The sequence below is a fragment of the Knoellia tibetensis genome (assembly GCF_048606415.1).
GTDB classification, from domain to species: domain Bacteria; phylum Actinomycetota; class Actinomycetes; order Actinomycetales; family Dermatophilaceae; genus Knoellia; species Knoellia tibetensis.
This window is the reverse complement of sequence record NZ_JBMBWF010000001.1, coordinates 2,119,490-2,143,622: the sequence shown is the minus strand read 5'-3', so window position 1 is coordinate 2,143,622 and position 24,133 is coordinate 2,119,490. Positions and strand designations below refer to the sequence as shown.

The following is a 24,133-nucleotide window of genomic DNA, read 5'->3' as shown; positions in this document are numbered from 1 at the left end:
CCATTGACCCCCACCGCCGACCAGCGGACTCTGGGCAGAGGAGGTGGCCGCCATGGCTTCCCGAGCGATGAGGGCTCGCGGCAACGCGATCGGGGTGTGGATGCACCGGGCGTTCAAGGGGCGTCTTGACGGCGGCGGCAAGGTCGGCGGCGTCCTCATGCTCACCACCCCGGGACGGCGGACCGGGCTCCCACGCTCGACGATGGTCCGCTACCTCGACGACGGCGACGCCCACCTCGTGTGGGGCACCGGGAGCGGCTCGCCCGCCGAACCCGACTGGTTCCGCAACCTTCGGCAGGTCTCGGAGGCGACCGTCGAGATCGGGACGACCGCCTCCCGGGTCCGCCCCGAGGTGCTGGCCGACGACGAGCGGGCTCGGGTCTGGCGAGACGTCGTCCTCGCGCAGATACCGACGGTCGCGAAGTACGAGCGGAGGTCCGGCCGCACCATCCCGGTCGCCCGGCTGCACCCCCTCGGACCGGCCCTGGACGCGGCGACCCGCAGGTCTCGACGCGACTAGCCTGAGGGTGTGCGTGAGACCCACGCCATGGCACCGCTGCACCATCCCGCAGCCCTCACTGACAAAGGAGTCACCACCGTGACCGCGTCGTCCGTCACCGTCCCCGGGACCGCCGAGGCCCCCGAGGCCGCCGAAGCCCCCGCGCCGCACCGATCGCCCGCCCTGCAGGACCAGCAGGGCCCGCACGTCCGGCACAACCCGACCGACACCTCGGGCCACGAGCAGGTCGTCCTCTGCTCGGACCCCGCGACCGGCCTGCGCGCGATCATCTCGATCCACGACACCTCGCTCGGCCCGGCACTCGGCGGCACGCGCTTCTACCCCTACGCGACCCACGACGACGCGCTCGCCGACGTCCTGCGCCTCTCGCGCGGCATGTCCTACAAGAACGCCGTCGCCGGCATCCCGCACGGTGGCGGCAAGGCCGTCATCATCGGCGACCCGACGACCGACAAGACCCCGGAGCTGCTGCGCGCGTTCGGCAGGTTCGTCGAGAGCCTCGGCGGTCGCTACGTCACGGCGTGCGACGTGGGCACCTATGTCCAGGACATGGACGTCGTCGCCGAGACGACCCGCTTCGCCACCGGCCGATCCCCCGAGAACGGCGGCGCCGGCGACTCCTCGGTCCTCACCGCATTCGGTGTCTTCCAGGGCATGCGCGCCGCGGCCCAGCACCTCTGGGGCGAGGCCACCCTCGAGGGCCGCCGGGTCGGCATCGCCGGCGTCGGCAAGGTCGGTCGCATCCTCGCCGGCCACCTCCTCGAGGACGGCGCGGACGTCGTCGTCACCGACGTCAACTCGTCCGCCGTCGACGCCCTGCTCGTCGCCCACCCAGGCGTCGAGGTCGTGGGCGACGTCGCGGCCCTCGTGCGCAGCGACATCGACGTCTACGCCCCCTGCGCCCTCGGCGGCGCCCTCGACGACGACACCGTCGACGTGCTCAGGGCGAGCATCGTCTGCGGCGGCGCCAACAACCAGCTCGTCACCGAGGGCGACGGCGGCACCGCCGACCGCCTCGTGGCACGCGGCATCACCTACTGCCCCGACTTCCTCGTCAACGCCGGGGGCGTCATCCAGGTGAGCGACGAGCTCCGCGGCTTCGACTTCGAGCGGGCCAAGCGTGGCGCGACCGAGATCTTCGAGCACACTCTCGAGGTCCTCCGCACCGCCGACGAGCGCGGCGAGAGCCCTGCCGCAGCCGCCGACCACATCGCCGAGAAGCGCATGGCAGCCGGCTCCTCGACGATCTGGCTCCCGCAGGACTGACCTCCCGCACCCGGTCACCGCGGCCGACCTGCCCGTATGCCAGGTTCCCACCTCCCGTGGTGGGCACCCGGCATACGGGCTTCTCAGGAGCGCCGAGGCGCCGCGGCGCGGGAACGCGAGGGACACGGCCGAGAACCGGACCCGTGCGCGGAAATGCCCCGGGCTGATGTAGCGTTGGCCCCACGACACACACACGATTCCCGGGACCACAGCCTGCACGGGATGACCCCTTCGGGGCCGTCCCTTCGGGTATGCCGTCCCGGCAGACGCACGAGGGGGTCACGCCATGGGGCGCGGCCGAGCAAAAGCCAAGCAGACCAAGGTGGCACGCGAGCTGAAGTACTTCAGCCCCGACACCGACTTGAGCGCGCTTGAGCGAGAACTTCACGGGAGCTCGTCCTCCCCCACGCCGACCCGGGTCACCGGGTCCGACCGTGACGAGGACGACGACTACGACAAGTGGGCTTCCGGGCGTCGCTGACGCCTGACGTCCACGCACGACACCTCGTGCGGCATGCACATCGTGCCGCGGGGAATCTGTCATGCTCGCGCACATGACAGACGTGCGCAGTGCCGACGCTGCCAAGCGGCTCGGCGTCGAGACCACCGGCATCGAGATCATCGACGAGTCGGCCCGCACCGCGGCCCCTCGTGACCTCTTCTGGCCGTGGTTCGCCGCCAACGTGTCGGTGTTCGGCATCTCGTATGCCGCCTTCGTCCTCGGCTTCGGCATCTCCTTCTGGCAGGCGGTCGTCGTGACGATCCTCGGAGTCGTCGTGTCCTTCGCCCTGTGCGGGATCATCGCGCTCGCCGGCAAGCGGGGTTCGGCCCCGACGATGGTGCTCTCTCGTGCCGCCTTCGGGGTCGAGGGGCAGAAGGTGCCCGGGGTCATCTCCTGGCTGACCTCGATCGGCTGGGAGACCTTCCTCGCCATCCTCGCCGTCCTCGCGACCGCGACGATCTTCGAGCGCCTCGGCTGGGGCGGGGGCACGGCGACCAAGGTCGTCGCCGCCGTCGTCGTCGCCGCGATGATCGTGCTCGCGGCCGTGGCGGGCTACCACGTCATCATGCGGATGCAGTCGGTCCTCACGTGGGTCACCGGCGCGATCACGCTCCTCTACGTCGCGATGACCTTCACGCACATCGACTGGTCTGCTGTCTCGTCCCTGCCGTCCGGCGGCATCGGCGCCGTCATCGGTGCGCTCGTCCTCGTCATGACGGGCTTCGGACTCGGCTGGATCAACATCGCCGCCGACTGGTCGCGCTACCAGCGCCGTGACGCGAGCGGTGCCGCGATCGTCGGGTGGAACACCTTCGGCGGAGCCCTCGCCCCGGCCCTGCTCGTCTGCTACGGCCTGGCCCTCGCGGGCTCCGACCAGGCGGTCCTCGACGGCATCGGCGCCGACCCGATCGGCACGCTGGCGACGCTGCTGCCGACGTGGGTGCTCGTGCCCTTCCTCGTCGCCGCGATCCTCTCGCTCGTCTCGGGCGCCGTGCTCGGCATCTACTCGTCCGGGCTGACCCTGCTCTCGCTCGGCGTGCGCATCCCCCGCCCGATGGCCGCGCTCATCGACGGCATCATCCTCACGCTCGGCACGTTCTACGTCGTCTTCGTCGCCGAGAGCTTCATCAACCCGTTCCAGTCGTTCCTCATCACGCTCGGCGTGCCGCTCGCGTCGTGGGCCGGGATCATGATCGCCGACATCGCCCTGCGCAAGCGCGACTACGACGACGACGCCCTCTTCGACTCCTCGGGCCGCTACGGCGCCTTCGACTGGGTCTCCATCGGCACGATGGTCGTCGCCTCGGTGCTCGGCTGGGGCCTCGTCGTCAACAGCTTCGCGGACGACGCCTCGTGGAACAACTGGCAGGGCTTCCTCCTCGACCCGCTCGGCCTAGGGACGTTCATCGAAGGCACAGCTGACTCGCCAGCGTATTGGGAGGGCACCTTCGCCTACGCGAACCTCGGCGTCCTCCTCGCCCTCGTTCTCTCCTTCGTCGTCACCTACGTCGCCCGTGGCGCCAAGGTGCGTGCCCAGGAGTCCCGGGCGTGAGCAGCGCCGCTCCCCCGGCTGGTCGCCTCCCCGTCGACGAGGTCACCCCGCTCGACGACGAGTGGCTCGTCGTCATCGACCCGCAGGCCGTCTTCGCCGACCCCGTCGCGAGCCCGTGGGGCTCACCCATGTGGTCCGAGGTGGTCCCGCGCATCACCCGTCTCGCGACGGCATACAGGGGTCGGGTCGTCGTCACGCGCTTCGTCGCGGACCCGGACCTCGGCGGCTCGTGGGCCGACTACTACGACGACTGGCAGTTCGCGCTCGTCCCGGGCTCCGACCCCCTGTATGCCGTGGTGCCGGAGCTCGCGAACCTCACCGACCACGTCGTCACCGAGCCGACCTTCGGCAAGTGGACGGCAGGGCTGCGCGCGGTCATCGGCGAGCAGCCGCGGTTCGCCCTGGTCGGCGTCGCGACCGACTGCTGCGTCATCTCGACCGCCCTGCCGGCGGCCGACGCGGGCGCGAGCGTGCGGGTCGTGGCGGAGGCGTGCGCGGGCTCGAGCGTGGCGATGCACGAGCAGGCGCTCGGGGCGATGAGCATGTTCGCCCCGCAGGTGACGATCGTCTGAGTTCGGCTCTGTGCACTGCTGCGCTCGGGCGCAGCAGTGCACACGGCCGGGAAGGCAGGTCCGGAGCCCCCCGTGGCGACCGTCAGACGGCGCCGGTCGCGGCGAGGAGTGCCGCGCCCACGACGACGCCGAGGAGCCCCGCCGCCACGCCGGCCGCCCGCGCACCCATCGCCTCGCCGCGCCCCAGCAGCACTGCGGCACCCAGCCCGACGGCCCACCCGCCGACGAGACCCGGCAGCGTGGTGACGAGGAGACCCGCGACGTCGAGCGTGCCTATGTCCCGCGCCGAGACGGCCTCGATGGTGGAGCCGACGAGCCAGACGGCCACGAGGCCGAGCGTGAGCCAGGCCGCGAGCGCCACCGTCGCCGCTGTGAGGACACAGACCGCCCAGCGCCGGGCCACGCGCGTGGGGTCGCGGACCGCAGGCAGGTACGGCTCCAGCGCGTGGGTCTGGCCGGTCGGGTCGGTCACCCTCCGAGGATGCCGGGGGCACCCGGCTCGTGTCCTGAGCTCGGCTGCTCAGGCCGGAGTCGGCTGCTCAGGCGGGGTGGTCGCCGACGACCTGGACCGAGCCGCCGTCGACGCCCTTGGCGCCTCGCACGACCTCGACACCGTCCTCGACGCGCGCATCCTCGAGCGCGGTGACCTCGCCCATCGTCCAGGCGGCGAGGCCACGGCCGGCGAGCGTGCGCACCGCGAGGTCGACGTGGTCGCCGGGCAGCATCGCGACGAACCCGACGCCCATGTTGAGCGTCCGCTCGACGTCGGCCTGCGACACGTTGCCGAGGCGCTGGACGGTCGTGAAGACCGGCGGCGGGGTCCACGTCGCACGGTCAACCCGGGCGAAGACGTCGGACGGAAGGACGCGGGCGAGGTTGGCGGCGAGCCCGCCGCCGGTGACGTGCGACAGCGCGTGGACGTCGACCCCGTCGGTGCGGATGAGGTCGAGCAGGTCGCGCGAGTAGACCCGGGTCGGCTCGAGCAGCTCCTCGCCGAGCGTGCGGCCGAACTCGTCGACGTGGCGGTCGAGCTCCCAGCCGGCGTGGGCGACGACGCGGCGGACGAGCGAGTAGCCGTTGGAGTGCAGGCCCGAGCTGGCGATACCGAGGACGACGTCGCCTGGACGGACTCGCTGCGGGCCGAGGACGTCGGCGTACTCGACGACACCGGTGGCCGCTCCCGCCACGTCGTACTCGTCGGGGTCGAGCAGGCCCGGGTGCTCGGCCGTCTCGCCGCCGACGAGAGCGACACCGGCCTGCTCGCAGGCGCGGGCGATGCCGCCGACGATGGCGGCGATGCGCTCGGGGACGACCTTGCCGGTCGCGATGTAGTCGGTCATGAAGAGCGGCTCGGCGCCGCAGACGACGATGTCGTCGACGACCATGCCGACGAGGTCGAAGCCGATAGTGTCGTGCCGATCGAGCGCCTGGGCGATGGCGACCTTGGTGCCGACGCCGTCGGTGCTCGTCGCGAGGACCGGGCGGTCCATCCGCGCGAGGGCGCTCGCGTCGAACATGCCGGCGAAGCCGCCGAGCCCACCGAGGACCTCGGGGCGGGTCGCGCGGCGGACGTCGGCCTTCATGAGCTCGACGGCCTTGTCGCCCGCCTCGACGTCGACTCCGGCAGCGGCATACGTGATCTGTTCGCCCTGGTCGCTCACGTCGGTCAGCCTAGGGTCAGGGCCGGCGGACGGCCTCGGCCGCCCCACCGGAGGCCGTCACCGAGACGCGGTCGACGTCGAGCGTGCCGGCGTCGGTCGGGTCCACTCCCGCGGCGTCGACGGGGAACTCGAGCTCGAGCAGCCCCTTGCCGAGCCGGTCGGCCGACGGCAGCTCGACGGGGTAGACGCCGGTGAAGCACGCGGTGCAGAGCCGCTCGGGCTCCTGATCGGTCGCCGCGACCATCCCGTCCTCGGAGATGTAGCCGAGGGAGTCCGCGCCGATCGAGTTGCAGACCTCCTCGACCCCGATGCCGGTGGCGATGAGCTCGGCCCGGGTCGCGAAGTCGATGCCGTAGAAGCAGGGCCAGCGCACCGGCGGCGACGAGATCCGCACGTGCACCTCGGCCGCGCCGGCCTCACGGAGCATCCGGACGAGCGCGCGCTGGGTGTTGCCGCGGACGATCGAGTCGTCGACGACGACGAGCCGCTTGCCCTTGATGACCTCCTTGAGCGGGTTGAGCTTGAGGCGGATGCCGAGCTGGCGGATGGTCTGCGAGGGCGCGATGAAGGTGCGCCCGACGTAGGCGTTCTTGACGAGCCCCTGGCCGTAGGGGATGCCCGACTCCTGCGCGTAGCCGATCGCCGCGGGCGTGCCCGACTCCGGCGTCGGCATGACGAGGTCGGCCTCGACGGGGTGCTCGCGGGCGAGCGTCCGACCCATCTCGACCCGGGCCTCGTGGACGACCCGTCCGTTGATCGTCGTGTCGGGGCGGGCGAGGTAGACGTACTCGAAGACGCAGCCCTTGCGGTCGGTCTCGGCGAAGCGCTGCGAGCGCAGGCCGTCCTCATCGATGGCGATGAGCTCGCCCGGCTCGACCTCGCGGATGAACGACGCACCGACGATGTCGAGCGCGGCAGTCTCCGAGGCGACGACCCAGCCGCGCTCGAGGCGACCGAGGACGAGGGGACGGATCCCCTGCGGGTCGCGGGCGGCATACAGGGTGTGCTCGTTCATGAAGACGAAGCAGAAGGCGCCGCGCAGGCGCGGGAGGACGTCGAGGGCGGCGGTCTCGACCGTGCGGTCCGGGTCGGCGGTGAGGAGCGCGGTGACGAGGGCCGTGTCGGTCGTGTTGCCGCGGCCGAGCTCGCCGGGGTGGCGGCCTTCGCCACTCACCTCGTCGACGAGGTCGCGCAGCTCGGCGGAGTTGATGAGGTTGCCGTTGTGCGCGAGCGCGAGGGTGCCGCCGTCGTGGCCGCCGAGCGTCGGCTGGGCGTTCTCCCAGGTCGACCCGCCGGTCGTCGAGTAGCGGCAGTGCCCGATGGCGAGGTGGCCCTTGAGCGAGCCGAGCGAGCGCTCGTCGAAGACCTGCGAGACGAGGCCCATGTCCTTGTAGACGAGGAGGCGGCGGCCGTCGCTCGTGGCGATGCCGGCCGACTCCTGGCCGCGGTGCTGGAGGGCGTAGAGCCCGTAGTAGGTCAGCTTGGCGACGTCCTCGCCGGGAGCCCAGACTCCGAAGACCCCGCAGGCGTCCTGCGGGCCCTTCTCACCGGGGAGGAGGTCGTGGGTCAGTCGTCCGTCTCCGCGTGCCACACTCCAAGTGTCCCACGACCGCGCGGGACCTCGACGACGGCCGGGCCGGCCGACCCATCCGCCTCGAGTCCGGCACCGAATGACCTGTCATGGACGCTTCCGTTCCGACGTCGCACCCCCGCTGGCCGTATGCCGTGAGCGGCCTGCTCGCCGCGGCCGCCGGTGCCGCCGCCGGTCACCTCGTGGCCGCGTTCGTCGCGCCCGAGGCATCCCCCGTGCTCGCCGTGGGTTCGCAGGTCATCGACGCGACGCCGACGCCGGTCAAGGAGTGGGCGGTGCGCACGATGGGCACGGCCGACAAGCCGATCCTCATCGGCAGCGTCGCCGTCGTCACCCTGCTGCTCGCCGCCGCGGCCGGCCTCGTGTCACGCACCCGCCCGCTGGCGGGGCGGCTCGTCATCGTCGGACTGGCAACGCTCGCGGCGGCGGCCGCCGTCCTGCGGCCCACCGCCGGTCAGCTCGACATCGTCCCCGGCCTCGTCACCGGCCTCGTCGGCGTCGGCGTGCTCACGCTCCTGCTCGGGCTCGTGACCCGGCGCGAGGCCGCCGTCGTCGATTCAGGATCCGCGAACGCTGCTGCGGGACCGGAGAGCCCGACCGACCACAACGCCCGCGCCACCGGCGAGGAGGTGTCGACCGGCCGCCGGAGCTTCCTGCTCGGTGCGGGCGCCACCGCCGTCGGCGCTGCAGCGGTCGGCGCCCTCGGCCAGAAGCTCACCGCCGACGCCATCGCCCCCTCGACGATGACCCTCCCCACCCCCGCGCAGACGCTGGCTCCGCTGCCCGCAGGCATCGAGGGCAAGGTCAAGGGGATCGTGCCGTGGCGCACCCCCAACAAGGACTTCTACCGGATCGACACCGCCCTGGTCATCCCCCGCGTCGACGTCGACTCCTGGGAGCTGTCGATCGACGGCGAGGTCGACTCGCCCTTCAGCATCGACTTCGCCGATCTCTCCTCGATGAACCTCGTCGAGAAGGACATCACGATGTGCTGCGTGAGCAACGAGGTCGGCGGCGGCTACATCGGCGGCGCCCGCTGGCTCGGCGTCCCCGTCCGGCAGCTGCTCGAGCGGGCCGGTGTGCGCGAGTCCGCGGACCAGATCCTCAGCACGAGCGTCGACGGCATGACGATCTCGACGCCCGTCCAGGCGCTCACCGACGACCGGGACGCCCTGCTCGCCATCGGCATGAACGGCGAGCCGCTCCCCCGTCGCCACGGCTACCCCGTGCGCCTCGTCACCCCCGGCCTCTACGGCTTCGTCGGGTCGACGAAGTGGGTCGAGCGCCTCACCGCGACGACGTACGCCGCGAAGAAGGCCTACTGGACCGAGCGCGAGTGGGCGACGGACGGGCGCATCCTCACCCAGTCGCGCATCGACACCCCGCGCGGGCTCGCCAACCTCCGCCCGGGCCGCAACGTCATCGGCGGCGTCGCCTGGGCCCAGGGCCGGGGCATCGCCAAGGTCGAGGTCCGCATCGACGACGAGCCGTGGCGCGAGGCAACCCTCGGACCCGACGCCAACGTCGACTACTGGCGGCAGTGGTTCCTCGAGTGGGACGCCAGGGCCGGCCGGCACGAGCTCACCGTCCGCGCCACCGACATGAATGGCGACGTCCAGATCGAGCAGCGCGCGGAGCCCTTCCCTCGCGGGGCGACCGGCTGGCACTCGATCCCCGTCCTCGTCGACTGACGCGACCCTCGCCAGGACCCTCCCCTCACCTCCCCCTTGCGTCCGCAACTGTGGTTGCCAGGACGCCACCTTGCCGGACGCAACAGAGCCCTTGCTCCTTGCGTCCGCAACTGTGGTTGCCAGGACGTCACCTTGCCGGACGCAAGGGTGAGCTGCTCCTGCCGGTGGGTGGACGGCATACCGAAGAAGATTCCAAAAAGGTTGGGACAGAACCCATCCGGCACGTGAGCAGCACCGAACAACGGGTGTCATCCACCCCCATGAAGGAGACGATCATGAAGCTCACGCACCGTCCCGCAGTCCTCGCCCTGGCCCTCGCGCTCCCGCTCGGCCTCGCCGCCTGTGGCAGCTCGGACGACAGCGCCGACACCGCGGCCAGCTCGTCGACCTCGGAGTCCATGAGCCCGTCCGCGAGCGCCTCCGAGTCGCCGTCCGACGACATGATGAGCGAGCCGTTCGGCGCCGCCTGCAGCCAGGTGCCCGCCAGCGGTGCCGGCTCGTTCGACGGCATGTCCACCGCTCCGGTGGCCACCGCCGCGAGCGCGAACCCGCTCCTCTCGACGCTCGTCTCCGCCGTCAAGGAGGCCGGCCTCGTCGACACCCTCAACGGCGCCCCCGAGCTCACCGTCTTCGCGCCGACCAACGACGCGTTCGCGAAGGTCCCGAAGGCCACGATGGACGCCGCGATGGCCGACCCGAAGGGCCTGCTCACCAAGGTGCTCACCAACCACGTCGTCGAGGGCAAGATCAGCCCCGACAAGCTCGCCGGTGACCACAAGACCCTCGGTGGCGGCACCATCACGGTGGCCGGCAGCGGCGAGGACTTCACCGTCGGTGAGGCCAAGGTCGCCTGTGGCAACGTCCAGACCGCCAACGCGACCGTCTACATCATCGACGGCGTCCTGCTCCCGGCCTCCTGACCGGCGAGCACGAACAACAGGACGTAGGCGATCATGGTCCACATGGCAGCGGTCGGCGACGAGGGCAACCCCTCGCCGACCGCTGCCATGGGACCGGACCTCGCCGGTCTCCTCGGGCGATCGGCCCGGGGCGACGAGGCGGCGTTCGCCGAGCTCTACGACGCGACGGCAGCCCGGGTCCACGGGCTCGTCGTCCGGGTCGTGCGCGACCGGGCGCAGAGCGAGGAGGTCACCCAGGAGGCCTTCCTCGACATCTGGCGCCACTGCACCCGCTTCGACTCCTCGAAGGGGTCGCCGCTGGCCTGGATGCTCACCATCGCGCACCGCAAGGCCGTCGACCGGGTCCGCTCCGCCGAGGCGAGCAAGGCGCGCGAGGTCACCTACGAGGTGACGACGACCGAGCGTGAGCACGACTCGACGCTCGAGAAGGTCGAGGTGCGCCTCGACCAGGAACGCGTCCGCCGGGCGCTGGCCTCGCTCACCGACACCCAACGTGGTGCGGTCGAGCTCGCCTACCTCGGCGGGCACACCCACACCGAGGTGGCAGCCCTCCTCGGCATCCCGCTCGGCACCGCCAAGACCCGGATCCGGGACGGACTCATCCGACTTCGAGACACCCTGGAGGTGACGGCATGAACCCTGACACGCACGCGCTCGCAGGCGCGTATGCCGTCAACGCCGTGACGGAGGAGGAGCGCCGCTCCTTCGAGCTGCACCTGGGCGAGTGCGCGGACTGCCGCGCCGAGGTCGCCGAGCTGCGCGCCGCCGCCGCCACCATCGCTGCCGACGTCGAGCTGCCTCCCCCGCCGGCCCTGCGCGCGTCGGTCCTCTCCGCCGTGTCCCAGACCCGCCAGCTCTCCCCGCTGGAGTCGGTCGAGTCATCTGTCCCTGCTCGCACGACGGCTCCCGACCCCACGGTGCCGCCGTCGCCGGCCGCCCCCGAAGGGCCTGCGGACTCCTCCGCGAACCACTCGGAGATCCCGCAGGGCTCCCACTCCTCGCACGTCGTGGTCGACGAGCTGGCCGCGCGTCGCCGCAACCGGATGCGGCCCTGGCTCGCCGCCGCCGTCGCCGCCGCCGTCCTCACCGTCGGTGGCCTCGTCTGGCAGCCGTGGCGCGACGACGCTCCGCCGCAGCTCACCGCCACCGAGCAGGTCCTCCAGGCCGACGACGCCCAGCGCCTCGAGCTGCCGATGGGCACTTCCGAGATCGCCCTCGTCCGCAGCCCGTCGCACAAGCAGGCGGTCTTCGTCGCCGACGCCATGCCCACGCCGCCGTCGGGCAAGGCCTACCAGCTCTGGTTCGACGTCCCCGGGCAGGGCATGGTGAGCGCCGGCATGATCCCCACGTCGGGCTCGGCCGTCACCGTGATGCTGCAGGGCGACGCCTCGACCGCCACCGGCGCCGGCATCACCCTCGAGCCCGAGTCGGGTTCCGAGCACCCCACGAGCAACCCGGTCGCGCTCTTCTCGTTCGCCTGACCTCAGCCGGGCGCGGTGGACAATGGCCGCCATGAGATACGCACTCACCGGCGCCACCGGGTTCGTCGGTGGCGAGCTCGCCCGCCAGCTCGTCGAGGCCGGGCACGACGTCGTCGCCCTCGTCCGCACGCCGGCGCGGGCCTCGGCGATGAACGCCGTCGGTGCCGAGCTCGTCGAGGGCGACCTCGACTCGGACGCGGCCCTCGACCGGCTGCTCGACCGCGCCGACGGGCTTTTCCACGTGGCCGGTTGGTACAAGCTCGGCGAGCGCGACCGCTCCCCCGGCCGGCGGGTCAACGTCGAGGGCACCCGCAACGTGCTCACCGCCGCCCGCCGGGCGCACACGCCCAAGGTCGTCTACACGAGCACGCTGGCGGTGAACTCCGACACCGGCGGCGTCGTGCGTGACGAGACCCACCGGCACACGGGCGGGCACATCACGGAGTACGACCGCACCAAGGCGGAGGCGCACGAGGTCGCCCACGACTACGCCGCCCGAGGCCTGCCGGTCGTCACGGTCATGCCGGGCGGCATCTACGGCCCCGGCGACACCTCGCAGGTCGGCGAGCTCATGGCCCAGGTCGTCGCCGGCAGGCGTCCGCAGGTGCCCACGGGCGGCGGGACGCTCATGTGGACCCACGTCGCCGATGTCGCGCGCGGACACGTCCTCGCGATGGAGCGTGGGGTCGCCGGCGAGGACTACATGCTCGCGGGCGAGCAGGCCACGTTGTCGGAGCTGCTCGGCCGGGTCGCCGAGATCGCGGGCACCCGGCCGCCACGGACCGTGCCCACGTCGGTGGTGCGGGTCATGGAGCGGGCCCTGCGACCGGTGGCCGGGGTCCTGCCGCTGCCGGCGAGCTACCACCCGGAGTCGCTGCGTGCGGCGCTGGCGAGCTACACCGGCACGCGCGCCAAGGCCGAGCACGAGCTGGGCTGGACCTGCCGCCCGCTCTCCGAGGGCCTCACGCAGACGGTGGTCGCCCTCCGCGCCCGCTGAGCGCGAGGCTCAGGCCGACCAGCGCCACCGCGGGCCCGACGACGGCCCACAGGGTCACGCCCGACATCACGCTCCCTCCGAGGACGCCCACGCCCTGGAGGAACCAAACGAGACCGACGAGGACGAGCACCAGGCCCAGGACCAGCCGCGTCCGCGGGCTCACCGGTTGCGGCGCTCGGAGATCGACTCGACGAGCACCGAGACCCCGGCCGCGAGGAGTCCGACGACGATCGCGCCGAGGAGCCCGAGGTAGCCGACCGCGGTCGACGTGGAGTACTCACCGGCAGTCGTGCGCGCCGAGGACTCGAGACCGCGATAGACCCCGAAGAAGGCGCCCAGCGCGAACCCCAGCACCGCTCCGATGATGAGGACGCGGAGGTGGTTGGGGCGGCGGATCTCGTTCACGGACCCCACGCTACTTCGCGTGCGCAGCGGCGACGACATCGGAGGCAACGGCCTCGAGGGTCGCGAGCGAGCCGGCATACGGGGACTCAGCCCTCGGCCAGTGGGTGATGGTGTCGGTGAAGCCGAGCTCGGCGGCGCGGCCGGTCATCTCCTCGTAGAGGTCGACCGACTCGAGCGAGAACCGCGGCGACGCGTCGAGGAGCAGGTAGCGGTCTATGCCGCTCGTGCCCTCCATGTCGTCGAACCGCTCGACGAGGCCGGCCACGCCCGTCCACCACTGGTCGAGCGTCTCGGCACCACGCACCCCCGTCGTCACCCAGCCCTGGCCGAACCGAGCGGCGAGCCGCAGCGACCGCGGCCCGTTGGCGGCCACGACGAAGGGCACCCGGTCGCGCACCGGGCCGGGCAGGGTCCGCGCGTCACGCAGGGCATACCAGTCGCCGTCGTGGTCGACGTGGTCCTCGCGCAGCAGCCGGTCGAGCAGCGGGACGTACTCGTGGAAGCGGTCGACCCGCTCCTTGACCGTGTGGGACTCGCCGAGCACCTCGGAGTCGAGGTCGCCGCCGGTGCCGAGCCCGCAGAGCAGCCGCCCGCCGGACAGGTCGTCGAGGGCGAGGACGTCGCGGGCGAAGACGTAGGGGTGACGGTAGTTCGGCGACGTGACGAACGTGCCGAGCCGGATCGTCGAGGTCACCCCGGCGGCCGCGGCGAGCGTCGGCACCGCCGGGAACCACGCGCTGTCGGGCAGCCCGCCCCACACGAGGTGGTCGTAGACCCATGCGTGCGCGAAGCCCATCTCCTCGACCGCACTCCATCGCGGCCCGGCCTCGCGCCAGGGGGCGTCGGGAAGGATCGAGATCCCGTGTCGCACTGTCAGGTCACCGTCCGTCGGGGTCGGGGAAGAGGGGCAGGTATGCCGTGAGGTCGGCTCGCGTGCCGCTCACCCGCAGGCGCCCCTCACCGGCCGCCGTGGCCGGGTCGAGCGTGCCGACGACGAGCGCGAGCCACGTGGCGGCGTCGGTCTCGATGACGTTGGGCGGGGTTCCCCGGCGGTGCTGGAGCCCCTCGATGCACTGGACGACGCCGAACGGCGGCACCCGCACCTCGACGCTGCGCCCGGGGGCCCTCGCACCGAGCTCCTCGAGCGAGAACCGCACCGCCGTCGCCGTCGTCGTGCGGTCGGCGCCCTCCGGGTCCGCCACCCACGAGGCGAGCGCCACTCGACCGGCGGCGACGGGCACGCGGCGACGGGACGGCATACGGGCATCGTAGGACGGGGCACCGACGGGACCGGAGGGGTGACCGTTTCCCCGGATGTCAGAAAGAGTTATGGAGAGTGGGAGACGCCGTCGGTGTTGTCGGGCAGTATGGGCCGGGTTGCCGAGCCCCTGCCGGCGACGACGCGCGGTTTTCACCCGGAGGAACCATGAAGCACGGCAGCAAGCTCGCTGCGGTCGCGACCGGCCTCGTCCTCGCCGGCTCGGCGACGATGACGGCCACGACGACGGCCTCGGCAGCGACCAACATGAACGGCGGGCCCCTTCCTGCCGGCACCACCCCGATCAACATTCTCAACCTCAACGACTTCCACGGTCGCATCGACACCGACGGCAGGGGCACGTTGGGCAAGAACTTCGCCTGCACGATCCTCACCCAGCGCGAGGCCCTCGGCGCGGCGAACACCCTGACGCTCGGCGCCGGCGACCTCATCGGCGCCTCGCCGTTCACCTCGTCGATCCAGAACGACGAGCCCACGCTCGACTTCCTCGACGCGATCGGCATGAACGCCTCCTCGGTCGGCAACCACGAGTTCGACCAGGGCTACGAGGACCTCACCCAGCGGGTCGAGCCGCGCGCGGACTTCGAGTACGTCGGTGCCAACGTCTTCTTCAAGGGCACGCAGACCCCGGCGCTCAAGCAGTACGAGACCTACGACGTCGCCGGTGTGCGCGTCGCCGTCGTCGGTGGCGTCACGAGCGAGACGCCGAACCTCGTCGAGGGCGCGGGCGTCGCGAACCTCGACTTCATCGACCCCGTCGAGGGCGTCAACCGGGTCGCGATCCAGCTCACCGACGGCAACGCCGCCAACGGCGAGGCCGACGTCATCATCGCCGAGTACCACGAGGGCGGCCCCTACTCGTCGACGACCGGCACGCTCGCCGACCAGCTCAAGGTTCCGGTCTTCGCGCACCTCGTCAACGACACGTCGTCGAAGGTCGCGGCGATCCTCCAGGGTCACACCCACCAGGCCTACGTCTACGACGTCCAGATCCCCGGTGAGGCCACCGGCTCGACCCGCCCGGTGCTCCAGACCGGTCAGTACGCCGCGGCCGTCGGCAAGATCCAGCTCGGCTGGGACGCCACCGCCAAGAAGGTCACGGCCTACAACGCCGCGAACATCCCGGCGACGGCCCCGAGCGCGGCCTGCCTCGCGAACCCGACCTACCAGGCTGCCGCGAAGATCATCGACGACGCGATCCAGTATGCGGCGCCCATCGCCAACCAGAAGGTCGGCGAGGTCACGGCGGACATCACCCGCGGTCGCACCACCTCCGGTGGCGAGGACCGTGGCCGCGAGTCGGCGATGTCCAACATCATCGCCCAGCAGTACGTCGAGTCGGTCAACGCTCCGGGCCGCGACCTCGGCGCCGACATCGGCATGATGAACCCCGGTGGCGTGCGCGCCGACCTGCTCTACGACACCGACGGCACCGTGACCTTCGCCGAGGCTGCGACCGTCCTGTCCTTCGGCAACGCGCTCAAGGTCGCCGACTACACCGGCGCGCAGGTCAAGCAGATCCTCGAGGAGCAGTGGCAGCCGGCCGGCGCGTCGCGTCCGTTCCTCGCCATGGGCCTGTCGAAGAACGTCACCTACACCTACGACGCCACCCGTGCGCAGGGCGACCGGATCACCGGCGTCTTCATCGACGGCAAGGCCATCGACCCGGCCGAGACCTACACGATCACGTCGTCGTCGTTCCTCATCACCAACGTCGGGACGAAGCCGGACAACTTCGGCACCTTCCTGCAGGGCACGAACTACCGTGACGCCGGCCTCGTCGACCAGAACGCATTCGTCGACTGGCTCAAGGCCAACAGCCCGGTCTCCCCGACCACGCAGCAGCACGGCATCGCCGTCCTCGGCGCCCCGACCGCGGTCAGCTACGGCAAGACGACGTCGTTCCGCGTCGAGGGCCTCGACCTCGCCTCGGCGAACGCTCCGCGCAGCAGCTCGGTCGAGGTCTCGATCGACGGCCGCCGCATCGGCTCGTTCCCCGTCACGCAGGGCCGCCTCACCGAGCCGGTCCCGACCCGTGACGGTGCGGCCGACGTGGCGTTCAAGCTGACCGGCAAGATCCTGCCGGACGACTCGCCGCGCACGGCCTACATCAAAGTCGTCGCCCAGCCCTCGGGCTCGGTGGCCTGGATCCCGGTGCGCGTCAAGGGCTGACGCCCGCGACCGCTCCACCTCGGTCCTGACCGGTCCACGCACCCCCCGCACCACGCCGGCGCGGGGGGTGCTTGGCTGTGGGGCGTGACCGACGAGCCCGTCTTCGAGCAGGACGGCGACGTCACGTGGATCACCGTCGGCGGCCACGCCCAGTCCGCGGTCTGCCTCCACGACCCGACAGTGCTCGTCTTCGAGTACGTCCAGCAGCTCGCCCTCGCCATCGACGCCGTCTTCGCGCGACCCGCTCCGTTGAGGGTCACCCACGTCGGCGGCGCCGGGCTGACGCTGGCGCGGTGGGTGCAGGCCACGCGGCCGGGGTCGCCGCAGATCGTCCTCGAGCCCGACGCCGCCCTCACCGAGGCCGTCCGCCGCGAGCTGCCGCTCCCGCGCGGTCACCGCATCCGGGTCCGGCCACAGCGTGGCGAGGACGGCATCGCCGGCCTCGCCTCGGCCAGCGCGGACCTCGTCGTCCTCGACGCGTATGCCGGCGGGCAGGTCCCTGCCTCCCTCACCACCGTCGAGTGGCTGGGTGAGGTCGCGCGGGTCCTCGTGCCGCGCGGCCTGCTCCTCGCGAACCTCGGCGACCGGCCCGGACTCCGGTATGCCGCGCGCGTCGCCGCGGGAGCCCGTGAGGCGATGGGCCCGGGTGCGCGGACGGCATACGTGGGGTTGCAGGGGGTGCTCAAGGCGAAGGGGTTCGGCAACGTCGTGCTCGTCGCGTCACGCGACGAGCTGCCGCTGGACGACCTGCGGCGGTCTGCGGCGCGACAGCCACTGCCGACGGGGGTCGTCCCGCCGAGCGAGGTGGTGGCGCGGAGCGCCGGCGCGCAGCCGTTCAGCGCCGCGGCCGGCGACACCGCCATGTCGCCCGCCCCGCCCGACTGACCCACCCGACTGGCGCGGGCCGCGCCGCAACTTCGCAAGGTCAGCGGGGCGGCCGGAAGTCCTCCGGCGACCAGTCCCGCGAGTAGTCGACAGCGGGCCCACCCGTCGAGGCGTCACGAGCCACGGGCGTCAAGCGGCGCTCGTGCACGGGCTCGGCGTCCTCTGCGTCCTCTGACGTGTCGTCCTCGGAGGGGTCGTCCTCGTCGGTCGACTCCTCCTCCACGTCGTCATCGGTCGCCCACCCGAGGGTGCGCCACCACAGCGCGGCAGCTACCAGCGTCAGCAGGGCTGCACCCATCGGCAGGAGGTTGATGAGCGCCGCCTCGGTCATCGGCTGCAGGCCGATGTACTTCGACACGTCGCCATCGACGCTGTCTGGAGCAGTGATGACAAACGCGTGGGCGCTGACGAACACCACTGCCACGAAGAGGACGGCCGAGCCCGCACCCAGCACCTCCCAACGCAACGAACCGAGGTGCGGGCGACCCGGGTGGAGCTGGAGTGCCACGACGGCGCCGGCCACCAGCACGGCCGCCACCGTGAGCTGCAGACCGGCAGGGCGGAAGCTCGACTCGAACACCGCGATGGCGACTCTGGCCGAGCGAGGCATCTCGCCCGTCGGGGCCGTGCCGTCCGGCCCGTACGACCGTCCGATCTGTCGCCAGCCCGACCACGTGACCAGGCCGAGCCCGGCCACGACGAGCACGGCGGACGCCGCCAGCAGGCGGGCCGTCACCCCCAGCAGTCGCTCGGTCGACATGCTACGCAGGTCCATGGGTCCCCTCCCGCCGGTGCAGCCCCTCCGCACCTTCCGCGACAGGGTAGGCGTCACGCGTCCTTCCACCTGCAGGCGACACGAGCTCGGGCAGCCCGCGTCGCGTCATCGGACGAGGAGGACCCGTTCGCCATCGTCCGCGACTGACCCTGAGGGACCGCCGCGAGGGCTCAGGCTGCGGTGTCGGCCTCTCGGGCGATCCGGGCCGCGCGCGCCGCGTCGACCTTGGCCTGGCGGCGCCGCTTGAGGCGCATCTGCGGGTCGTCGCCCGCGCCGAGCTGGGCCGGTCCGAAGACCTCCCACATGGCGTACTGGATGCGATAGCCGATCCGGTAGCCCAGCGACAGGCCCTCGTTCTCGGGCTTGGCCATCGACTCCCACTTCCTTCGTGCACTCATGGTTAGTGTACTCATGATATCGCAGGAACGGCTAGGCTTCGCACCGTGACGACGTCGAAGACCACCACGGCAGCCGCGGGCACCGACCTACTCGCCCTCGACCGACAGGTCTGCTACGCCCTCGCAGTCGCCTCGCGCAACGTCATCGCGCTCTACAAGCCGCTGCTCGAGCCGATGGGGCTCACGCACCCGCAGTACCTCGTCATGCTCGCGCTCTGGGAGGAGACCCCGCTCACGGTGAGCGAGCTCGGGCGGCGCGTGAGCCTCGAGCCGGGCACGCTCTCGCCGCTGCTCAAGCGGCTCGAGGCCGGCGGGCTCATCACTCGGCAACGGGACCCTCGCGACGAGCGCGCCCTCGCGGTCTCGCTCACCCCCGCGGGCTCCCGGCTGCGCAGGCGCGCCGAGCAGGTGCCGCCCGCGATCCTCGACCGGCTCGGCATGGAGCTGTCCGAGCTCGAGGACCTGCGCGACGGCCTCACCCGCCTCATCACCGCCGCCCGGGGCTGACCGCTCCCACGCGAGGCTTCGGCAGTCCTCGGCGAGCCCGTCAGGGTGTGCGGTGAACCACGGTCCGGCCCTGTCGCCAGTCGCGTTCGTGACGCCACGCCTCACGCAACGTCGACCCGAGCCAGCCCACGCCCACGGCGACCAGCACCCAGTCGAAGTACGGGATCCAGCTGGCGTCGTCGTCGAGCAGCTTCTCGACCTGGCTCACCGCGAACATCAGCGCGACGACCACCCAGCCCCAGGGGCGCAGGCGGTCGACGTCCAGTGGATCGAGGAGCCGGTTGAGCACCGCGTCAGCCGATGAAGGTGCGGGCGTTGCGGAACATCCGCATCCACGGCGACTCGTCCTCGACCCGCCCCGTCGTCCACGACATCTGCGCGTTGCGCTGCACCCGCTCGGGGTGCGGCATCATCGCCGTGAACCGGCCGTCGGGGGTGGTCACCGCCGTGAGCCCGTCCGGTGAGCCGTTGGGGTTGTGCGGGTATGCCGTGGCGACCGACCCGTCGCCCGTCACGTACCGCGCCACGCGCTCCACGGCGGCCGCGTCACCTCGGGTCGAGAAGTTCGCGAACCCCTCGCCGTGCGCCACGGCGATCGGGAGGTGCGAGCCCGCCATTCCGGACGTGAAGATCGACGGTGAGTCGAGCACCTCGATGAGCGAGAGCCGCGCCTCGTACTGCTCGGACCGGTTGCGGGTGAAGCGCGGCCACGCCTCGGCGCCGGGGATGAGGTCCGCGAGCGCGGCGAACATCTGGCACCCGTTGCAGATGCCGAGGCCGAAGGTGTCGCCGCGGTGGAAGAAGTCGTGGAACTGCCCGGTGAGCGCGTCGTTGAAGAGCACCGACCGCGCCCAGCCCTCGCCGGCGCCGAGGGTGTCGCCGTAGGAGAAGCCACCGCAGGCGACGAGCCCGACGACGTCGGAGAGCGACGCGCGCCCGCTCTGGAGGTCGGTCATGTGGACGTCGAGCGTCTCGAACCCCGCCCGGTGGAAGGCGTAGGCCGTCTCGACGTGCGAGTTCACGCCCTGCTCGCGCAGGATCGCCACACGCGGCCTGGCGCCGAGTGAGATGAACGGGGCAGCGACGTCCTCGATGGGGTCGAAGGTCGTCGAGACCCGCAGGCCCGGGTCGTCGTCGGCGCCGAACGCCGCGTGCTCCTCGTCGGCGCACGCGGGGTTGTCACGCAAAGCCGAGATGCGCCACGACACCTCGTCCCACGCCTGGGCGAGGTCACGCAGCAGCTCGTCGATCCGGACCTGACCGTCGACGTTGACCGTGACCCGGCGCTCGGGGTGCGTGCCACCGACGACGGTGGTGAGCTCGCCGACACCGGCGGCGATGAGGACCTCGCGAACCTCGCCCACAGAGGCGGCGGGCACACCGAGGACGGCGCCGAGCTCCTCGGTGAAGAGCGCCTCGACCGAGTCGACCGACACCTCCACACCCATCCCACTCGCGAACGCCATCTCGCACACGGTCGCCCACAGGCCACCGTCGGAGCGGTCGTGATAGGCCGACACCAGCCCGCGAGAACGCAGCTCGTGCACGGCCCGGGCCAGTGCGACGAGCCGCGACGGGTCGTCGAGGTCGGGCACCTCGCCGCCGAACGCGCCCGACACCTGCGCGAGCATCGACCCGCCGAGACGGTTCGCTCCGGCACCGAGGTCGATGAGCACGAGGGCCGAGTCCGCGGCGAGCTGAGGCGTGAGCGTCCCGCGCACGTCGGGCAACGCGGCGAACGCCGACACGACGAGCGACACCGGCGACGTCACCTGCTTCGCCTCACCGGACGCCGCGTCGGTCCAGCGGGTGCGCATCGACATCGAGTCCTTGCCGACGGGCACCGAGATGCCCAGAGCCGGGCACAGCTCCATGGCGACGGCCTGCACGGTGTCGTAGAGCGCGGCGTCCTCACCGGTCTCGCCCGCGGCGGCCATCCAGTTGCACGAGAGCTTCACCGACGACAGCGACGCGATCGGCGCCGCGATGAGGTTGGTGAGCGCCTCGCCGACCGCCATCCGACCGGAGGCGGGGGCGTCGACCGAGGCGAGCGGCATACGCTCCCCCGACGTCATGGCCTCACCCGCGAAGCCGGCATGGTCCGCGAGGGTGACCGCGACGTCGGCGACCGGGACCTGCCACGGTCCGACCATCTGGTCGCGGTGCGTGAGACCGCCGACCGTGCGGTCGCCGATCGTCACGAGGAAGCGCTTGCTCGCGACGGTCGGGTGACGCAGGACGGCGTATGCCGTCTCACGCACGTCGACGGCACTCGCGTCGAGCGCCTCTCCGCCAGCCCACGTGACCCGGCTGACGTCGCGGGTCATGCGCGGCGGCTTGCCGAGGAGGACCTCCATCGGCATGTCGATCGGGACGTCATCGTCGGAGTCGCCGGCGACGAGCAGCTGGGCGTCGTCGGCCGCGACGCCGATGACCGAGAGGGGGCAGCGCTCGCGCTCGGCGAAGGACTCGAGCAGCTCGAGCGACTCGGGCGCGATGGCGAGGACGTAGCGCTCCTGGCTCTCGTTGACCCAGATCTCCTTGGGCGCGAGGCCGGACTCCTCCAGCGGCACCGCCGAGAGGTCGAAGCGGGCACCGAGGCCGGCGTCGTCGACGAGCTCGGGGAAGGCGTTGGAGAGCCCTCCCGCGCCGACGTCGTGGATCGCGAGGATGGGGTTGTAGGCGCCGAGCGCCCAGCACGAGTTGATGACCTCCTGCGCGCGCCGCTCCATCTCGGGGTTGCCGCGCTGCACGGAGTCGAAGTCGAGGTCGGCGGCGTTGGTGCCGGAGGCCATCGAGGAGGCCGCGCCCCCGCCCATGCCGATCCGCATACCCGGCCCGCCGATCTGGATGAGGAGCGTCCCGGCCGGGAAGCGCACCTTCTCGGTCTGGTCGGCGCTGATCGAGCCGAGGCCGCCCGCACTCATGATCGGCTTGTGGTAGCCGCGGCGAACGCCGTCGACGGTCTGCTCGTAGACCCGGAAGAAGCCGCCGATGCCCGGGCGGCCGAACTCGTTGTTGAAGGCCGCGGCGCCGATCGGGCCCTCGACCATGATGTCGAGCGGGCTGGCGATGTGGTCGGGCGCGCCGTAGGGGTCGGCCTCCCACGGCTCCGACGTGCCGGGCAGGTGCAGGTTGGACACGACGAACCCGGTGAGCCCGGCCTTGGGCGCCGAGCCGCGTCCGGTCGCGCCCTCGTCGCGGATCTCGCCACCCGCTCCGGTCGCGGCGCCGGGGAACGGCGAGATGGCGGTCGGGTGGTTGTGCGTCTCGACCTTCATGAGGACGTGAACGTCCTCCTCACGGGCGACGTAGGGCGTCGGCCCGTCACCGCGCTCGGGCAGCCACCGCTCGATCCGCCGGCCCTGCATGACCGAGGCGTTGTCCTTGTAGGCGACGACCGTGCCCTCGCCGGCGACCGACTCGGTGTGCCGGATCATCCCGAAGAGGCTGCGCGTCTGCGGCTCGCCGTCGACGACGAAGTCGGCGTTGAAGATCTTGTGCCGGCAGTGCTCGGAGTTGGCCTGCGCGAACATCATGAGCTCGACGTCGGTGGGGTTGCGCCGCAGCCCGGTGAACGACTCAGCGAGGTAGTCGATCTCGTCGTCCGACAGGGCCAGCCCGTATGCCGTGTTGGCGCCTTCCAGCGCCGCGCGACCGCCACCGAGCACATCGACGTGCTCCATCGGCTCGGCCTCCCGCTCCTCGAAGAGCGCGGCCGCGGCCTCGCGGGTCGGGAGCGCGGTCTCGGTCATGCGGTCGTGCAGGAGGGCGGCGAGAGCGGCCCAGCGCTCGCCGGCAGCGGGGTCGGTCGGGGCGCCGGGCTCGACGCCCTCGACGGTGAACTCGGTGACGCGCTCGACCCGGCGGACGTCGATGCCGCAGTTGTGCGCGATGTCGGTGGCCTTGCTCGCCCACGGCGAGATCGTGCCGAGGCGAGGGCCGACGACGACGGTCGTCCGCGGGCCCTCGGAGGGCGAGGGGACGGCATACGTGTCGCCGTAGGTGAGGAGGCGCTCGACGGTGGCGCGTCCGGCGTCGTCGAGGGGCTGCTCGCTCGCGACCCAGTGGACGAAGCGGGCGCTCACCCCGGTGACGTCGGGGTCGACCGCCCGCAGGCGGGCGAGGAGGGCGGCGGCCCTGAAGGGTGAGAGCGCTGACCCCCCTTCGACGGTCGTCAGGGCGAGGTCGTGCGTGCGATCGATCACGGGGGCGTCTCCAGGGAGGGGCGGCCGGGCCGAGTGACAGGCTAGCCGCCACCCCGAGGGGCCCGGAAACTCGGCTCAGCGGGCGAGGACCGCGCGCCAGCAGGGGTAGTCCGTCAGCGACCCGTCGGCCACGACCTCGACCTCGCTCAGACCGTGGCCGGCGAAGAGCGCGACGTCGTCGCCGGTGAGGAGCCACGGCGGCCCGGAGCCGTCGTCGTCCGGCGGCAGGACGCCCTGGACAGCCACGAGGGTGCCGCCCGGCGCGACGAGGTCCGCGATGGCGCCGACGGTCCGCTCGCGCAGCTCTCGGGGAAGGGCCTGGACGGTGTAGACGTCGACGACGAGGTCGAACGCCTGCCGCCAGCCCTCCGGCAGGTCGAAGAGGTCGGCCGCGCGGTAGTCGACCTTCGTGTCCGGGTGGCGCCCAAGGGCGGTGCGGATCGCGGTCGGCGAGAGGTCGAAGGCCGTCGTCTGGAACCCGAGGGACGCGACGTGCTCGGCGTCGGCGCCGAGCCCGCAGCCCACGACGACGGCTGTGCGGCCCTCACCGCGCACGCCGTGCTCGCGCAACCACGCGGCCAGCAGCGGCTGCGGGTCGTCATGGTCCCAGGCCATCGTCACCTCACCGGCCTCGCCGGCGGCGTAGAGCTCCTCGAACCAGCTCGTCGGGTCACCCCGCTCGATGCTCGCCTGCGCGAGGCGGTCCGCCTCCTGCTGCCAGCGGCGCGGTTCGGTGCCTCTCGCCGCCATG

24 protein-coding genes are annotated in these 24,133 nt (G+C 72.1%); 13 read left to right on the top strand and 11 right to left on the bottom strand.

All coding sequences use genetic code 11. The annotated features are described in order from the left end of the window. The first annotated feature begins 52 nt into the window (after positions 1-52). The 5 genes from ACOJV7_RS09940 (at position 53) to ACOJV7_RS09920 (ending at position 4,412) form a co-directional block, all read left to right on the top strand. Entirely contained in the window at positions 53-520 is a 468-nt protein-coding gene (locus tag ACOJV7_RS09940) for a nitroreductase/quinone reductase family protein (RefSeq protein ID WP_420189983.1), read from the top strand. Between the two features lie 78 nt (positions 521-598). Continuing rightward, the gene (locus ACOJV7_RS09935) at positions 599-1,786 is read left to right on the top strand and encodes a Glu/Leu/Phe/Val family dehydrogenase (protein ID WP_420189982.1); all 1,188 of its coding nucleotides are present in this window, start codon (positions 599-601) and stop codon (positions 1,784-1,786) included. Between the two features lie 286 nt (positions 1,787-2,072). Further along, positions 2,073-2,267 (top strand): DUF3073 domain-containing protein, encoded by a 195-nt coding sequence (locus ACOJV7_RS09930; RefSeq protein ID WP_420189981.1) that lies wholly within the window; start codon positions 2,073-2,075, stop codon positions 2,265-2,267. Positions 2,268-2,340: 73 nt separating this feature from the next. Next, positions 2,341-3,840, top strand: coding sequence for a purine-cytosine permease family protein (locus ACOJV7_RS09925; protein WP_420189980.1), 1,500 nt, complete (start codon positions 2,341-2,343; stop codon positions 3,838-3,840). Beyond that, positions 3,837-4,412: a cysteine hydrolase family protein gene (locus ACOJV7_RS09920; RefSeq protein ID WP_420189979.1), complete on the top strand. Its 576-nt coding sequence runs from the start codon at positions 3,837-3,839 to the stop codon at positions 4,410-4,412. Before ACOJV7_RS09925 ends, ACOJV7_RS09920 begins: the two co-directional genes overlap by 4 nt. A gap of 82 nt (positions 4,413-4,494) precedes the next feature. Here ACOJV7_RS09920 and ACOJV7_RS09915 read toward each other — a convergent pair whose 3' ends face one another. From ACOJV7_RS09915 to purF, 3 genes are all read right to left on the bottom strand, one after another. Further along, on the bottom strand, positions 4,495-4,884 hold the full coding sequence (locus ACOJV7_RS09915; protein ID WP_420189978.1) for a hypothetical protein: 390 nt from the start codon (positions 4,882-4,884) through the stop codon (positions 4,495-4,497). 67 nt (positions 4,885-4,951) lie between these two features. Further along, positions 4,952-6,073: a phosphoribosylformylglycinamidine cyclo-ligase gene (gene purM / locus ACOJV7_RS09910; RefSeq protein WP_420189977.1), complete on the bottom strand. Its 1,122-nt coding sequence runs from the start codon at positions 6,071-6,073 to the stop codon at positions 4,952-4,954. Positions 6,074-6,089: 16 nt separating this feature from the next. After that, positions 6,090-7,664, bottom strand: coding sequence for an amidophosphoribosyltransferase (gene purF, locus ACOJV7_RS09905; protein WP_420189976.1), 1,575 nt, complete (start codon positions 7,662-7,664; stop codon positions 6,090-6,092). 89 nt (positions 7,665-7,753) lie between these two features. Here purF and ACOJV7_RS09900 point away from each other — a divergent pair, with 89 nt between their 5' ends. The 5 genes from ACOJV7_RS09900 (at position 7,754) to ACOJV7_RS09880 (ending at position 12,753) form a co-directional block, all read left to right on the top strand. Beyond that, on the top strand, positions 7,754-9,355 hold the full coding sequence (locus ACOJV7_RS09900; protein ID WP_420189975.1) for a molybdopterin-dependent oxidoreductase: 1,602 nt from the start codon (positions 7,754-7,756) through the stop codon (positions 9,353-9,355). 275 nt (positions 9,356-9,630) lie between these two features. Then, on the top strand, positions 9,631-10,275 hold the full coding sequence (locus ACOJV7_RS09895) for a fasciclin domain-containing protein (protein WP_420189974.1): 645 nt from the start codon (positions 9,631-9,633) through the stop codon (positions 10,273-10,275). A 42-nt stretch (positions 10,276-10,317) separates the two neighbouring features. Beyond that, a complete protein-coding gene (sigK, locus tag ACOJV7_RS09890; protein WP_420189973.1) occupies positions 10,318-10,911 on the top strand; it encodes an ECF RNA polymerase sigma factor SigK in 594 nt (197 codons plus the stop codon). Continuing rightward, positions 10,908-11,756, top strand: coding sequence for an anti-sigma factor (locus ACOJV7_RS09885; protein ID WP_420189972.1), 849 nt, complete (start codon positions 10,908-10,910; stop codon positions 11,754-11,756). Before sigK ends, ACOJV7_RS09885 begins: the two co-directional genes overlap by 4 nt. A gap of 31 nt (positions 11,757-11,787) precedes the next feature. After that, entirely contained in the window at positions 11,788-12,753 is a 966-nt protein-coding gene (locus ACOJV7_RS09880; protein WP_420189971.1) for an NAD-dependent epimerase/dehydratase family protein, read from the top strand. Between the two features lie 159 nt (positions 12,754-12,912). Here the strand turns inward: ACOJV7_RS09880 and ACOJV7_RS09875 are convergent, their stop codons facing one another. From ACOJV7_RS09875 to ACOJV7_RS09865, 3 genes are read right to left on the bottom strand one after another with little or no spacing between them, the layout of a single operon-like run. Then, complete coding sequence (locus ACOJV7_RS09875) at positions 12,913-13,158, bottom strand: hypothetical protein (RefSeq protein ID WP_420189970.1); 246 nt, start codon at positions 13,156-13,158, stop codon at positions 12,913-12,915. 10 nt (positions 13,159-13,168) lie between these two features. Beyond that, entirely contained in the window at positions 13,169-14,029 is an 861-nt protein-coding gene (locus ACOJV7_RS09870; protein WP_420189969.1) for an LLM class flavin-dependent oxidoreductase, read from the bottom strand. A 7-nt stretch (positions 14,030-14,036) separates the two neighbouring features. Continuing rightward, on the bottom strand, positions 14,037-14,417 hold the full coding sequence (locus ACOJV7_RS09865; protein ID WP_420189968.1) for a sterol carrier family protein: 381 nt from the start codon (positions 14,415-14,417) through the stop codon (positions 14,037-14,039). 167 nt (positions 14,418-14,584) lie between these two features. Here ACOJV7_RS09865 and ACOJV7_RS09860 point away from each other — a divergent pair, with 167 nt between their 5' ends. Together ACOJV7_RS09860 and ACOJV7_RS09855 are read left to right on the top strand one after the other, a co-directional pair. Further along, a complete protein-coding gene (locus ACOJV7_RS09860) occupies positions 14,585-16,609 on the top strand; it encodes a bifunctional metallophosphatase/5'-nucleotidase (RefSeq protein ID WP_420189967.1) in 2,025 nt (674 codons plus the stop codon). Positions 16,610-16,693: 84 nt separating this feature from the next. Continuing rightward, entirely contained in the window at positions 16,694-17,494 is an 801-nt protein-coding gene (locus tag ACOJV7_RS09855; RefSeq protein WP_420189966.1) for a spermidine synthase, read from the top strand. Positions 17,495-17,534: 40 nt separating this feature from the next. Here ACOJV7_RS09855 and ACOJV7_RS09850 read toward each other — a convergent pair whose 3' ends face one another. Continuing rightward, positions 17,535-18,269 carry a hypothetical protein gene (locus tag ACOJV7_RS09850; RefSeq protein ID WP_420189965.1) on the bottom strand — a complete coding sequence of 245 codons (735 nt, stop codon included), beginning with the start codon at positions 18,267-18,269 and terminating at the stop codon, positions 17,535-17,537. A 170-nt stretch (positions 18,270-18,439) separates the two neighbouring features. Continuing rightward, positions 18,440-18,667: a hypothetical protein gene (locus ACOJV7_RS09845; RefSeq protein WP_420189964.1), complete on the bottom strand. Its 228-nt coding sequence runs from the start codon at positions 18,665-18,667 to the stop codon at positions 18,440-18,442. Between the two features lie 45 nt (positions 18,668-18,712). Between ACOJV7_RS09845 and ACOJV7_RS09840 the strand changes: the two genes are divergently transcribed. Then, the gene (locus ACOJV7_RS09840; RefSeq protein ID WP_420189963.1) at positions 18,713-19,174 is read left to right on the top strand and encodes a MarR family winged helix-turn-helix transcriptional regulator; all 462 of its coding nucleotides are present in this window, start codon (positions 18,713-18,715) and stop codon (positions 19,172-19,174) included. Positions 19,175-19,214: 40 nt separating this feature from the next. On the opposite strand, the gene ACOJV7_RS09835 is transcribed toward ACOJV7_RS09840, so the two are convergent. From ACOJV7_RS09835 to ACOJV7_RS09825, 3 genes are all read right to left on the bottom strand, one after another. Further along, the gene (locus ACOJV7_RS09835) at positions 19,215-19,463 is read right to left on the bottom strand and encodes a hypothetical protein (protein WP_420189962.1); all 249 of its coding nucleotides are present in this window, start codon (positions 19,461-19,463) and stop codon (positions 19,215-19,217) included. A gap of 4 nt (positions 19,464-19,467) precedes the next feature. Beyond that, positions 19,468-23,379, bottom strand: coding sequence for a phosphoribosylformylglycinamidine synthase (gene purL / locus ACOJV7_RS09830; RefSeq protein WP_420190398.1), 3,912 nt, complete (start codon positions 23,377-23,379; stop codon positions 19,468-19,470). Between the two features lie 78 nt (positions 23,380-23,457). After that, positions 23,458-24,132: a class I SAM-dependent methyltransferase gene (locus tag ACOJV7_RS09825; RefSeq protein ID WP_420189961.1), complete on the bottom strand. Its 675-nt coding sequence runs from the start codon at positions 24,130-24,132 to the stop codon at positions 23,458-23,460. Position 24,133 lies beyond the last annotated feature (1 nt).

What these genes read in the sequence shown, in the direction of transcription:
- sigK (WP_420189973.1), top strand. Translation starts at nt 10,318, where the DNA reads ATGGCAGCGGTCGGCGACGAGGGCAACCCCTCGCCGACCGCTGCCATG.
- ACOJV7_RS09895 (WP_420189974.1), top strand. Translation starts at nt 9,631, where the DNA reads ATGAAGCTCACGCACCGTCCCGCAGTCCTCGCCCTGGCCCTCGCGCTC.
- ACOJV7_RS09885 (WP_420189972.1), top strand. Translation starts at nt 10,908, where the DNA reads ATGAACCCTGACACGCACGCGCTCGCAGGCGCGTATGCCGTCAACGCC.
- ACOJV7_RS09825 (WP_420189961.1), bottom strand. Translation starts at nt 24,132, where the DNA reads ATGGCGGCGAGAGGCACCGAACCGCGCCGCTGGCAGCAGGAGGCGGAC.
- ACOJV7_RS09930 (WP_420189981.1), top strand. Translation starts at nt 2,073, where the DNA reads ATGGGGCGCGGCCGAGCAAAAGCCAAGCAGACCAAGGTGGCACGCGAG.
- ACOJV7_RS09900 (WP_420189975.1), top strand. Translation starts at nt 7,754, where the DNA reads ATGGACGCTTCCGTTCCGACGTCGCACCCCCGCTGGCCGTATGCCGTG.
- ACOJV7_RS09865 (WP_420189968.1), bottom strand. Translation starts at nt 14,417, where the DNA reads ATGCCGTCCCGTCGCCGCGTGCCCGTCGCCGCCGGTCGAGTGGCGCTC.
- ACOJV7_RS09850 (WP_420189965.1), bottom strand. Translation starts at nt 18,269, where the DNA reads ATGGACCTGCGTAGCATGTCGACCGAGCGACTGCTGGGGGTGACGGCC.
- ACOJV7_RS09940 (WP_420189983.1), top strand. Translation starts at nt 53, where the DNA reads ATGGCTTCCCGAGCGATGAGGGCTCGCGGCAACGCGATCGGGGTGTGG.
- ACOJV7_RS09925 (WP_420189980.1), top strand. Translation starts at nt 2,341, where the DNA reads ATGACAGACGTGCGCAGTGCCGACGCTGCCAAGCGGCTCGGCGTCGAG.
- ACOJV7_RS09860 (WP_420189967.1), top strand. Translation starts at nt 14,585, where the DNA reads ATGAAGCACGGCAGCAAGCTCGCTGCGGTCGCGACCGGCCTCGTCCTC.
- ACOJV7_RS09845 (WP_420189964.1), bottom strand. Translation starts at nt 18,667, where the DNA reads ATGAGTGCACGAAGGAAGTGGGAGTCGATGGCCAAGCCCGAGAACGAG.
- ACOJV7_RS09880 (WP_420189971.1), top strand. Translation starts at nt 11,788, where the DNA reads ATGAGATACGCACTCACCGGCGCCACCGGGTTCGTCGGTGGCGAGCTC.